The following is an 11433-nucleotide window of genomic DNA, read 5'->3' on the forward strand; positions in this document are numbered from 1 at the left end:
AATTAACTGAAATTCAGCATTTTAGTTTCTATCTAGCAGCTATTATAAGCAATAATGTTGTTTAATAATAAAAATATTCATAGACCGTAAGCTGAAGATTTTGTTCGTTTGTTTGGTGGGATTTAAGACCAAAAACGATCTTAAATAATTATGTATTTAGAGAATAATATCCATTGTTGTTTGTGAAAATTCCGTTCATAGATTTACTACGCGAGATATAGACCTTTGTTTTTTATAATTATGGAGCACAAGAATTTTGCGGCATCATCCATTTGCTAACTCTAAAGCACTTTGAAAAAGTAAACGACCGTCAACACCTCCATGAGCGGGTTCAATAAAGTTTTCAGGATGAGGCATCATACCAAGAATATTACCAGCTCTATTAACAATACCAGCAATATCTTTCATTGAGCCATTAGGATTTGTATTTTCTGCATAACGAAAAACAATTTGTTGATTATCTTCCATTTGTTTTAATGTTTCACTATCAACAAAATAATTCCCATCGTGATGTGCAACGGGACAACGAATAATTTGTCCTTTAGAATAATATCGAGAAAATTTTGTCTTGGCGTTGACGACTTCAAGTTTGATTTCACGACAAACAAATTTTAAAGAAGCATTACGCATTAAAGTACCGGGTAATAATCCCGCTTCCAACAAAATTTGAAATCCATTACAGATTCCTATTATTGTAGTCCCTTCTTGTGCTTTTTCACGAATGGCCTTTAAGATAGGGGTTCGCGCTCCAATAGCGCCACACCTTAAGTAGTCGCCATAAGAAAAACCACCAGGAATAATAATAACATCTACATCTGGAATTGTTGTTTCTGTTTGCCAAATTTTTAGTGGTTCAACTCCCGTTATATGATGTAATGCTGCAATCATATCTCGGTCACGATTTAATCCAGGAAGTTGAATGATAGCAGTTTTCATGAGCGTTCCACTTAAAGAAGTTCGATTGTATAATTTTCGATGACAGTATTTACGAGTAACTCTTCACACATCTGGTTAAGTTTTTTCTTTGCGCTTTCAGAAGGCTGATCATCAAGAACAATATCAAAGACTTTGCCTTGACGAATGGAACGAATGCCTTCGAAAGCTAAACTTTTTAAAGCACCAACAATTGCTTCTCCTTGTGGATCAAGAACGCTTTCTCTTAAAGTAACTGTAATGCGTGCTTTCATTTTTTGCTTCCTGTTGTTAAAAGAACCTCTCCTTTGAAGAGGCGGTATTTATATAAGGCGATAATATTTTACCTTGTTTTTACTTTACGAGAACGGGACCACTTGGTCGTGTAGGTTCATTTTCATTCATAATACCAAGACGTTTGGCAACTTCTTGATAGGCATTAATAAGTCCACCCATATCACGACGAAAACGGTCTTTGTCCATTCTTTCTTGTGTTTGCATATCCCATAGTCGTGCAGAATCAGGTGAAATTTCATCAGCAAGGACAATGCGCATTGTTTCATCTTCCCACAGACGACCAAATTCCATTTTAAAATCAATTAATTGTATGTTAACACCAGCAAAAAGCCCAGAAAGAAAATCATTAATACGAATTGAAAGTTGCATGATATCTTCTATCTCTTGTGGGACAGCCCACCCAAAAGCTGTGATATGTTCTTCCGTCACCATAGGATCATCGAGAGAATCATTTTTATAGTAGAACTCAATGATGGATTGTGGAAGTGGAGTTCCTTCTTCCAGTCCTAAACGTTTAGCAAGGGAGCCGGCAGCAACATTGCGAACAACAACTTCCAATGGAATGATTTCCACTGCTTTAATAAGCTGTTCGCGCATGTTTATGCGTTTAATAAAATGTGTTGGGATGCCCAAACGTCCAAGGTGGCTAAAAATATGTTCCGAAATTCGGTTATTTAAAACCCCTTTTCCGTCGATAATTTCATGTTTTTTTGCATTAAAGGCCGTTGCATCATCTTTAAAAAATTGAATATAAGTTCCTGGTTCAGGTCCTTCATATAAAATTTTGGCCTTGCCTTCATAAATACGGTGGCGACGATTCATTATGATTCTCTATTTATCTTGAGAGGTTTTTAATAACATTGAATAAATGATACTATCCTAATTGATAGAAATTCTCAATGATATTACTATGATACTTTTATAATTTTTGTCATTACATATTTCCTCAAAGGTGGAGATACATAGGCGATGAGAAAGAGTTTACCTCTTTGGGATCAAATTTTTGCAAGAAAGTGAGAGAAAACCATAAGCCCTTCAGGCCAAGGCCCGTGTCCGGATTCTGCGTTAATATGGCCAGAATACCCAGCATCAACAAAGAGTGATCCCCAATCATTGGCAATTTTTTCTGCTACTGAAAATTGACAAAACTCATCGTTACGGCTGGCTATGACAAGAGAAGGAAAAGGCAACTTTTGACGATGATAAGGGCCAAATGTCATTAAATGTTTAGGGCGTATTTTCTCATTAGCTACATCAGGAGGTGCAACAAAGAAAGCGCCACAAATTTTTTCTGTATTTTGTATAATTGCCTGAAGAGCAGTAGGAACTCCTAATGAATGCGCAATAATCATAACAGGCTTTTGAGCTTGTACGATGGCGGTTTTAACCCCTTCAACCCACTCTTCACAAACAGGCTTTGACCAATGGAGTTGTTCAATGCGGCGGGCTGTCGACAATTTTTTTTCCCAGCGTGTTTGCCAATGATCTGGACCAGATCCTTTGTAGCCAGGAACAATAAGAATATCGAGTTGATTTGCTTTCATGAATTGTTTTCTTTGTTACAACAGATTTTTGATCATAGGTGGAATAGATTTTGGTTTTCTATGTCGCTTTATTGTTCTTCAAAAACACGTTTAAAAATCGCATCGATATGTTTGGTGTGGTAAGAAAGATCAAATTTTTCGCGAAGTTCTTCTTCACTTAAAGCTTTGGTAACATCTTTGTCGTTGAGGAGTTCTTCTAAAAAATCTTTTCCTTGTTCCCAAACCTTCATCGCATTTCGTTGTACAATCCGATAAGAATCTTCACGACTAATCCCTGCTTGTGTGAGGGCTAAAAGTACTCGTTGTGAGTGAACAAGACCCCGGAATTTATTGAGATTTTTTTGCATATTTTCTGGATAGACAATGAGATTTTCAATGACAGATGTGAGGCGAGAAAGAGCAAAATCAAGTGTAATAGTCGCATCTGGAGCAATATAACGCTCAACAGATGAATGGGAAATATCACGCTCATGCCAAAGAGCTACATTTTCCATGGCTGGAAGTGCAAATGCACGTACCATACGGGCTAATCCAGTTAAATTTTCTGTTAAAACTGGATTACGTTTATGAGGCATTGCCGATGAACCTTTTTGCCCAGGTGAGAAATGTTCCTCTGCTTCAAGAACTTCTGTTCGTTGTAAATGGCGTATCTCTATTGCTAGCCTTTCAATAGAGGAAGCAATAACACCAAGTGTTGCAAAAAACATAGCATGACGATCTCTTGGTATTACTTGAGTGGAAACCGGTTCAGCACGCATCCTCAAGGCTTTTGCTACATGTTCTTCAACGCGGGGATCAATGTTAGCAAAAGTTCCTACAGCTCCTGAAATTGCACAAGTAGAAATTTCTTCACGTGCTGCAAGAAGACGTTTGCGACAACGGGAAAATTCAGCGTATGCAAGAGCAAACTTGATTCCAAATGTTGTCGGTTCAGCATGAATGCCATGACTTCGCCCAATGGTGATTGTCTCTTTATGCTCAAAAGCACGTCTTTTTAAGGCTTCAAGAAGTTGATCTATATCCTCTAGCAAAATATCACTCGCACGCATCAATTGAATGCTCAGCGTTGTATCGAGAACATCAGATGATGTCATGCCTTGGTGGATAAAACGTGCTTCTGGTCCAATGAATTCAGCGAGATGGGTTAAAAATGCGATAACATCATGTTTGGTAATTGCTTCAATTTCATCAATACGATTGACATCAAATTCAGCCGCTGCCCCTTTTTCCCAAATAACTTTGGCGGCCTCTTGCGGAATAACCCCTAACTGAGCAAGAGCATCACAGGCATGTGCTTCAATTTCAAACCAAATACGATATTTCGTTTCGGGAGACCAAATTGTTACCATTGCAGGGCGGGAATAACGTGCGATCATCATTTTTTTCCTTGTTGTGAGAGGATTGCGGCTTGGCGTAATGCATTAATACGTGTTTTGTAAAGCTCTTTGTTTCCGTTTTTATAAATTGCAGTGCCTGCGACAAATACATTTGCACCAGCTTTTGCAGTTATTCCAATTGTATCAACGGTGATACCACCATCAACTTCAAGATCAATAGGGCGGTTTGCAATCATGCTTTTAACACGTTTAATTTTATCTTTTATTTCTGGAATGAAACTTTGTCCACCAAAACCGGGATTGACTGTCATGATGAGGATGAGATCTAATTGATCAAGCAAATATTCAAGGATATGTTCAGGAGTGCTTGGGTTGAGTGCAATTCCTGCTTTTTTTCCCATTGCTTTGATTGTTTGGAGTGAACGGTGAAGATGTGGACTTGCTTCAGCATGAATGGTTATGATATCTGAACCGGCTTTTGCAAAAGCTTCCAAATAAGGGTCGACTGGTGCGATCATCAGGTGGACATCAAATATTGCTTTGGTTAATGGGCGCAGAGCTTTGATGACGTCAGGACCAAAGGTGATGTTAGGAACAAAGTGCCCATCCATGATGTCAAGATGGAGCCAATCTGCACCAGCATCAACAACATCTAATATTTCTTGTCCAAGTTTAGAAAAATCAGAAGCCAAAAGTGAAGGTGAAATGAGATGAGAATGGGGCATTAAAATCTCCTTGATTGGCTATTTTTATCATGTTGCTGTGTATACACAAATACCTTTTATGTTATGACGGAAAAGAAAAAAATATGTACTATAGATCTTTTTATAGAAAGATCCCTTGAAACTTTAAAGCTTTATAAGTGAAAGATATGTCGAATCATAAAACATATTTGATGCCTGAATTTCAACATAAACATACTATTGCGGTTTCTTCCCAAGAATATCGAGATGCCATGAGTCTTTTTGCAGGAGCTGTGCATATTGTGACAACAAATGGTATTAAGGGAAGACGTGGGGTGACTGTTTCGGCGTGTTGTTCTTTATCTGATGATCCTCCAACCCTTCTTGTTTGTCTCATGCGCCATAATTTAAAGAATCAGGTGTTTATGGAGAATGGAAATTTTTGTGTTAATAGCTTGGCAGGAAAACATCGCTCATTAGCGGATGTTTTTTCGAGACGTTGCAATTCTACACAAAATGAGCGTTTTGATGTTGCTCAATGGGGAGCTTTGCAAACGGGGGCGCCTAGTCTTTCAGACGCTCTAGCGTCGTTTGATTGTCGTTTGATTTGTTGGCACGAACACGCAACTCATTGTGTTTTGATTGGTGAGGTTGTTGCAATCAACTGTAATCAAGAAAAAGATGCTTTGATGTATTTAAAACGTGGATATCACACTTTGCCTTTATAAAGATTTTGTTTTTTGGGTTGGTGAAGTGATTTATCGTTACTCCATTTAAATTTTAGCACAATGAGGAAGAAGGGCTCTGATATTTGAGTTTTCTAATGAGAAAGATAATTGAGGGATGATATTTGATCAAGATCAAACAACGCATTGAGATATATTTATAGATTGCTATGAAAAAACATTTTACTCTTGTGTTGAGAGGTATTGCACAATATATAGACCGAACATAGCATATGTGGAGGTTTTTTATTGCATGAGCGAAGAGATTGATGGTCAATATCGCCCTAGTGAAGATGAGCCTTTTATGAATGAGCGGCAAAAGGCGTATTTTCGTGCTAAATTGGTTTCTTGGAAAAATGATATATTAAAAGAAGCTCGTGAAACTTTGGAAAATTTGCAGGAAGAGAATGTTGGTCAACCCGATTTGACCGATAGGGCATCTTGTGAAACTGATCGTACACTTGAATTACGTGCTCGTGATCGTCAGAGGAAACTTATTTCAAAAATAGATGCAGCTTTAGAGCGCATTGATAATGGGACATACGGTTTTTGTGAAGAAACTGGCGAACCCATTAGTATAAAGCGTCTTGAGGCTCGGCCGATAGCCGTTTTGTCGTTGGAAGCACAAGAACGTCACGAGCGACGAGAAAGAGTTTATCGTGATGATTAAAGTTATTGAGATGATAAACAAACGGAATTTGTAGTAATAGAATTGTATATTTTTATTTGTGGGGAGTGGGAATAAATAAAGATGGCTCTTGTCGTCCTTCAATTTCGGCCGTAATTGCTGAATCTTTTACGGTTTGATTCGCAAAAGGAGAGGACTTTTTATCCGGCATTTCTCCTCTTTCTGGAAACGTGGGGTTTGAGTGTGTGTGTGTTTCTCTTTTTTGTATTTTTGATGTACCAGTAATATCGGATTCTACAACCACATCTGTTAATCCGCCAATAAGGAGCAAATGTTCTTTATTATCGCAACGGACTAAAACAAGGCGGCGTACTCGATCTATAGAAATTGCTTCACATATTGCTAACCGCACTGGGCTTTTTTTTCTATTAACGCTGAATCTTTTCGTTTTTAAACGGCGTAAAAACACGATAATTATGGTAATAGCTGCGATTGTTATTATAAAAAGCAAAAAGCTTATAGTTATGTTGGCAGCAGATACACCTATTTGGTCTGATAACCAGATATACATAGATTTTCTCCCATTTTGGCATGGAAATATCGTTTTTTATTGAGATAAATTTATCAATATACCCTCAAAAGGTTCACTGAAATAAAGAAATAAACTTTTACAATTAAGTGAGCTTTCTTAGAAAGATGATATCATAGTATATACTTTATAACAACGACTATAAAGGAAGTTTTGTGATATAAGAAACAGTTATAATCTAAGGCAAAGAGAGATGGATAAAGGTTTTGGGAATAATGAAAGATCAATATCTTCGTTTTCTTTTCATCGAAGAGTTGAGATTTTTGGTGTTGTCTTTTTATTAGTTTTTCTTTTGATTGTGGGTATTTTAGGTGTTTTTTATCCACAAAACTATTTGCAAAAGACTATGTTGATATTTTTTTTGATTCTAGCAATTATCGGTGTTGCAACACTTGTTTTGAGTGGAATGGGAATTTTAAGATACCATGCATTGTGGTTGCATGAAGAGTGTGATTTTAGCATCTTTAATAGGAGCGATGATGCAATTGTAATCTCTGATCTTTCTGGTTCTGTTTATTATTCTAATCAAAGCTATCGAAAAATTTTGACCTATAAGCCTGAAGCGTCTTGTTATATGGTTATTGCTGATCTTCCAGGAGCAGGTGCACTTTCGTATCGCTTAAAAGTTGCAGCATGTAATAATCTTGCAGCGCAAGAGGAATTAAGAGTAGAGCAACCGATTTTTACCGATTCTACACCCAAAAAATCTGCTTGGTATAATATCTCCATTCAACCTATTACAAAACGGAACAAAAAGCTTTTATTGTGGCGTATTGCTGATATTTCGCATTTACAACAAACGCGAGAAGTTTTTTTCTCGAACCTTCAAGAGGCTATCAATCACTTGGATCAAGCTCCTGTTGGTTTTGTATCCGTTAATACACAAGGAACTATTCTTTATGCAAATGCTGTTTTTGCCGAATGGTTTTCTATGGATTTAGCGAATTTTTCAGTTGGTCAATATAATTTTGATCCGTTATTTGATAGCGTTGGAGCTAAGAGCTCATGGAATGATATTTGTTTGCAAACCAACAGATATCAAAGTTCAGGTTACTCTTTACCTTATAGGTTTTCGTTATGTTTAAATTCACAGACGACGTGTGAAAAAATATTCCATTGTTTTATATCTACTTCTTCTCTTTTAGAGGAGGAAGCTATTTATCGTATTGTGATCATTCCACAATACGTACAAAAAGAAGAGAATAACCCATTAAAATTACCTAGTGTATTAGGTGAATATTTTGATGCAAGTCCTTTTGCAATAGCCGTAGTGGATCATGCAGGGCAATTGATTCATATGAATAATGCTTTTTCATCACTCACGGGATGCATGGATAAAACGATCAATTTTTATGATGTCATTTCTCGTCGTGATTGTGCGCAGTTAGAGCGTGCCTTTCAGAAAATTGCGACAAATAAAAATTATTTTGTTTCTCTAGAAACTGTTTTAGAAAAAAATGAAGAACGCCATTTACGTCTCCATGTTATGTCTGTACCACCATATCATGGTGATGCATTGCAAGATTTGGTCATTCTCTCTGTCATTGAAACAACAGAACAAAAAACGCTTGAAGATAAAATGATGCAAAGTCAGAAGATGCAAGCTGTTGGACAATTGGCAGGCGGTATTGCTCATGATTTTAATAATGTTTTAACAGCAATTTTAATGTCATGTGATCTTCTTTTAAATACCCATCGTAGTTCTGATCCTGCTCATGCTGATCTTATCAATATTAAAAATAATGCTAATCGTGCAGCGGCTCTTGTACAACAATTATTAGCTTTTTCTAGAAAGCAAACACTTCGACCTGAAGAAGTTGATTTTACAGAGTTTTTATCAGACATTCGCAATCTTATTTTACCACTTTTGGGTAATAATATTCAGTTAAAAATTATTCATGGAAGAGATTTGTGGAGCGTTGAAGTCGATCAAGCATCTTTTCAGCGTGTTATTATGAATTTGGTTATTAATGCGCGTGATGCTATGTTCGATGGAGGTATTGTTACGATTGCGACAAACAATATTACAAAACAACAAAGTGCTGAATTTAATCATCTTGGTTTAGCAATTGGTGAGTATGTGCAATTGACTATTTCAGATACAGGCAGTGGTATATCTGCGGCTATACAAGAAAAAATGTTTGAGCCATTTTTTACAACAAAAGAAGTTGGAAAAGGAACAGGCCTTGGTTTGTCAATGGTTTATGGAATTATCAAGCAAACAGGTGGGTACATTTATTGTGAAAGCAAAGAGGGAGAAGGAGCAACATTTCATATTTTTCTTCCTCGTTATATCCCAGATATAAAAGGAGAAATTTCTCAGAAAATTGAAAAAGATGAAGAGAAAGATAAAAATGTAGATCTAACAGGATCTGCGACTATCCTATTGGTTGAAGATGAAGATGCTGTCAGAATGGGGGGGGTAAGAGCACTTCAAATGAGAGGATATACGGTTTTAGAGGCAGCAAGTGGGGTGGAAGCACTCTCTATTCTTGAGGAAAAAAAAGGTATTGTTGATATTATTGTTTCCGATGTGGTGATGCCAGAAATGGACGGGCCTACTTTACTTAAAGAAGTCCGTAAAAAATATCCTGATATCAAATTTCTTTTCGTTTCTGGATATGCAAAAGATGCTTTTGCTAAAAATCTTCCACAAGATGCTGTTTTTGGTTTTTTATCTAAACCTTTTACACTCAAACAGTTAGCTATAACAGTTAAAGAAACCCTTTTGTCATGATAGAAAAATTTATGTAATAGAAAAAGTGCGTATTTTAAGATTTTTTAGGCGAAATACGAGAGTATTTTGATCAAGAGAGTTCATGATAATAAAAACTGGATAAAGAAGAACAATTTAGACATTGCACTAAAATTCAAAAAAATTCGCACATTCTACACAAATTTATGAAAAGATAAGTTTTATCATGTCAACTTTTCATAGAGTTCATTTATAGGAGTTGAAAACAAACAGCGTGTACACCGTTGAAAAATGCTGATTAATAGATTGTTGATACACTCAAAAGGATAAGAGCTGTTGTTGTGTATCTACCATTTTGCTCTTTCCTTCAATAAATGCTTTTAAAGCTTCGGGGTAGAGTTTATGTTCTACTTTAAGAACTCTCTGTGCTAAACACTCAGCGGTATCATGGATACAGACGGGGACGGCTGCTTGGGCGAGGATTTTTCCTGCATCCATGTCTTCTGTAACAAGGTGAACAGTGCAACCCGTGATTTTTACACCTGCTTGTAAAACTTTTTCATGTGTGTTTAAGCCTTTAAATGAAGGCAAAAGAGAAGGATGAATGTTTAAAATCCGTCCTTCGTAAAGTTTTACGAAACGCGATGAGATAAGGCGCATATACCCTGCAAAGCAAAGAAAATCGGGCTTATATTGATCTAAAATCGTAAAAATATCTTCTTCATGCTCTTCTTTTGTTTTGTAGATTTTACGATCAACAATATGAATGGGTAAGTTATAGTTTTGGGCCTTTTCAATACCATTTGCATGCGGATTATCGCAAATAACAGCGACAATTTCAGCAGGATATTCTTTTTGTTGGCTTGCTTGAGCAAGGGCGACCATATTGGACCCATTACCAGAAATAAAAACGACAATTTTTTGTTTCATAAATTCAGTACTCCTTGATAAAGTATCCCTTTATTTTGATCTTGGCGTTTTGTTAAAATGCCAAGTGGAGTCACCGTTTCTCCTTTTTTTTCAAGCGCTTGCGTAATCGTTTCAGCTGCATGCTGTGCTACGATAATGATCATACCAATACCACAATTGAATGTTCTTAACATTTCTGTTTCTTCTATTTTACCTTGTTTGGCAATCCATGAAAAGACGGGGGGAACATTGATGGTAGAAAGATTAATTTCAGCGCAGAGAGAAGATGGAAGGACACGTGGAATATTTTCAGGAAAGCCTCCACCCGTAATATGAGCAAGAGCTTTAATCCCTTCATATTTTTGTATGATGGGAAGAAGCAATTTTACATAAATGCGTGTTGGTGTAAGAAGTGCTATACCAAGGCTTTTTTCGGGGGAAAAAGGGGCAGGGTCACTCCATTTGAGATAATTTTGCTGGATGATTCGTCGAACAAGCGAAAAGCCGTTAGAATGAACTCCAGAAGCGCTTAGACCTAATATAATATCACCTTCTGTCAAATCTTTTGAAGGGAGTAGCTTGCTGCGTTCGCATGCTCCTACAGCAAAGCCTGCTAGATCATAATCTCCCTTTGCATACATTCCTGGCATTTCCGCAGTTTCACCTCCAATAAGAGCAGCACCGGCTTGTTTACACCCTTCTGCAATACCAGAAATGATTGCCGCCCCTTGTTCAGAGTCAAGCTTTCCAGTTGCAAAATAATCCAGAAAAAAGAGCGGTTCAGCCCCTTGTACAAGTAAATCATTGACACACATAGCAACGAGATCAATACCTACAGTATTATGGTGACCTACTTCGATAGCAATTTTTAATTTTGTTCCCACTCCATCATTGGCTGCTACGAGGATAGGATCTGTAAAGCCAGCGGCTTTTAAATCAAAAAGGCCACCAAACCCCCCAATTTCTGCATCTGCTCCGGCTCGTTTTGTAGCGCGTATAAAGGGTTTGATTTTTTCTACCATGGCATTACCCATATCGATGTTTACACCGGCTTTTGCGTAGGTAAGGCCAACTTTGGATTTATTCTTTATAAGATCTTGATTGCTCATTGGAG

The 11433-nt window shown here is 37.1% G+C and carries 12 protein-coding genes; 3 read left to right on the forward strand and 9 right to left on the reverse strand.

Annotation, left to right across the window (positions count from 1 at the left end; genetic code table 11):
• Positions 1 to 264: 264 nt before the first annotated feature.
• From purQ to rpe, 6 genes are all read right to left on the reverse strand, one after another.
• On the reverse strand, positions 265 to 936 hold the full coding sequence (gene purQ, locus ACFINC_RS06405; protein WP_375616597.1) for a phosphoribosylformylglycinamidine synthase subunit PurQ: 672 nt from the start codon (positions 934 to 936) through the stop codon (positions 265 to 267).
• A gap of 11 nt (positions 937 to 947) precedes the next feature.
• Complete coding sequence (gene purS, locus ACFINC_RS06410; protein WP_375616598.1) at positions 948 to 1187, reverse strand: phosphoribosylformylglycinamidine synthase subunit PurS; 240 nt, start codon at positions 1185 to 1187, stop codon at positions 948 to 950.
• Between the two features lie 79 nt (positions 1188 to 1266).
• A complete protein-coding gene (purC, locus tag ACFINC_RS06415) occupies positions 1267 to 2031 on the reverse strand; it encodes a phosphoribosylaminoimidazolesuccinocarboxamide synthase (protein WP_375616599.1) in 765 nt (254 codons plus the stop codon).
• A gap of 173 nt (positions 2032 to 2204) precedes the next feature.
• On the reverse strand, positions 2205 to 2753 hold the full coding sequence (locus ACFINC_RS06420; protein WP_375616600.1) for an RBBP9/YdeN family alpha/beta hydrolase: 549 nt from the start codon (positions 2751 to 2753) through the stop codon (positions 2205 to 2207).
• A 68-nt stretch (positions 2754 to 2821) separates the two neighbouring features.
• On the reverse strand, positions 2822 to 4129 hold the full coding sequence (purB, locus tag ACFINC_RS06425; RefSeq protein WP_375616651.1) for an adenylosuccinate lyase: 1308 nt from the start codon (positions 4127 to 4129) through the stop codon (positions 2822 to 2824).
• Positions 4129 to 4815 carry a ribulose-phosphate 3-epimerase gene (rpe, locus tag ACFINC_RS06430; protein ID WP_375616601.1) on the reverse strand — a complete coding sequence of 229 codons (687 nt, stop codon included), beginning with the start codon at positions 4813 to 4815 and terminating at the stop codon, positions 4129 to 4131. The genes purB and rpe overlap by 1 nt, the downstream gene beginning before the upstream one ends.
• Positions 4816 to 4961: 146 nt before the next feature.
• Between rpe and ACFINC_RS06435 the strand changes: the two genes are divergently transcribed.
• Together ACFINC_RS06435 and dksA are read left to right on the forward strand one after the other, a co-directional pair.
• Positions 4962 to 5501 carry a flavin reductase gene (locus ACFINC_RS06435; RefSeq protein ID WP_375616602.1) on the forward strand — a complete coding sequence of 180 codons (540 nt, stop codon included), beginning with the start codon at positions 4962 to 4964 and terminating at the stop codon, positions 5499 to 5501.
• A gap of 250 nt (positions 5502 to 5751) precedes the next feature.
• Positions 5752 to 6168 carry an RNA polymerase-binding protein DksA gene (gene dksA / locus ACFINC_RS06440; RefSeq protein WP_375616603.1) on the forward strand — a complete coding sequence of 139 codons (417 nt, stop codon included), beginning with the start codon at positions 5752 to 5754 and terminating at the stop codon, positions 6166 to 6168.
• A 52-nt stretch (positions 6169 to 6220) separates the two neighbouring features.
• Here the strand turns inward: dksA and ACFINC_RS06445 are convergent, their stop codons facing one another.
• A complete protein-coding gene (locus ACFINC_RS06445) occupies positions 6221 to 6697 on the reverse strand; it encodes a hypothetical protein (protein WP_375616604.1) in 477 nt (158 codons plus the stop codon).
• A gap of 211 nt (positions 6698 to 6908) precedes the next feature.
• On the opposite strand from ACFINC_RS06445, the gene ACFINC_RS06450 reads away from it, so the two are divergent.
• Positions 6909 to 9452 carry a response regulator gene (locus tag ACFINC_RS06450; protein WP_375616605.1) on the forward strand — a complete coding sequence of 848 codons (2544 nt, stop codon included), beginning with the start codon at positions 6909 to 6911 and terminating at the stop codon, positions 9450 to 9452.
• Positions 9453 to 9728: 276 nt separating this feature from the next.
• Here the strand turns inward: ACFINC_RS06450 and purN are convergent, their stop codons facing one another.
• Together purN and purM are read right to left on the reverse strand one after the other, a co-directional pair.
• Positions 9729 to 10340, reverse strand: a complete 612-nt coding sequence (purN, locus tag ACFINC_RS06455; protein ID WP_375616606.1) for a phosphoribosylglycinamide formyltransferase — start codon at positions 10338 to 10340, stop codon at positions 9729 to 9731.
• A complete protein-coding gene (gene purM / locus ACFINC_RS06460) occupies positions 10337 to 11428 on the reverse strand; it encodes a phosphoribosylformylglycinamidine cyclo-ligase (RefSeq protein ID WP_375616608.1) in 1092 nt (363 codons plus the stop codon). Before purM ends, purN begins: the two co-directional genes overlap by 4 nt.
• Positions 11429 to 11433: the final 5 nt, after the last annotated feature.

Source organism: Bartonella sp. AP58NXGY, assembly GCF_042195785.1.
GTDB lineage: Bacteria > Pseudomonadota > Alphaproteobacteria > Rhizobiales > Rhizobiaceae > Bartonella.

What these genes read in the sequence shown, in the direction of transcription:
- purN (WP_375616606.1), bottom strand. Translation starts at nt 10,340, where the DNA reads ATGAAACAAAAAATTGTCGTTTTTATTTCTGGTAATGGGTCCAATATG.
- purM (WP_375616608.1), bottom strand. Translation starts at nt 11,428, where the DNA reads ATGAGCAATCAAGATCTTATAAAGAATAAATCCAAAGTTGGCCTTACC.
- purQ (WP_375616597.1), bottom strand. Translation starts at nt 936, where the DNA reads ATGAAAACTGCTATCATTCAACTTCCTGGATTAAATCGTGACCGAGAT.
- rpe (WP_375616601.1), bottom strand. Translation starts at nt 4,815, where the DNA reads ATGCCCCATTCTCATCTCATTTCACCTTCACTTTTGGCTTCTGATTTT.
- purS (WP_375616598.1), bottom strand. Translation starts at nt 1,187, where the DNA reads ATGAAAGCACGCATTACAGTTACTTTAAGAGAAAGCGTTCTTGATCCA.
- ACFINC_RS06435 (WP_375616602.1), top strand. Translation starts at nt 4,962, where the DNA reads ATGTCGAATCATAAAACATATTTGATGCCTGAATTTCAACATAAACAT.
- purB (WP_375616651.1), bottom strand. Translation starts at nt 4,129, where the DNA reads ATGATCGCACGTTATTCCCGCCCTGCAATGGTAACAATTTGGTCTCCC.
- ACFINC_RS06445 (WP_375616604.1), bottom strand. Translation starts at nt 6,697, where the DNA reads ATGTATATCTGGTTATCAGACCAAATAGGTGTATCTGCTGCCAACATA.
- ACFINC_RS06450 (WP_375616605.1), top strand. Translation starts at nt 6,909, where the DNA reads ATGGATAAAGGTTTTGGGAATAATGAAAGATCAATATCTTCGTTTTCT.
- ACFINC_RS06420 (WP_375616600.1), bottom strand. Translation starts at nt 2,753, where the DNA reads ATGAAAGCAAATCAACTCGATATTCTTATTGTTCCTGGCTACAAAGGA.
- dksA (WP_375616603.1), top strand. Translation starts at nt 5,752, where the DNA reads ATGAGCGAAGAGATTGATGGTCAATATCGCCCTAGTGAAGATGAGCCT.
- purC (WP_375616599.1), bottom strand. Translation starts at nt 2,031, where the DNA reads ATGAATCGTCGCCACCGTATTTATGAAGGCAAGGCCAAAATTTTATAT.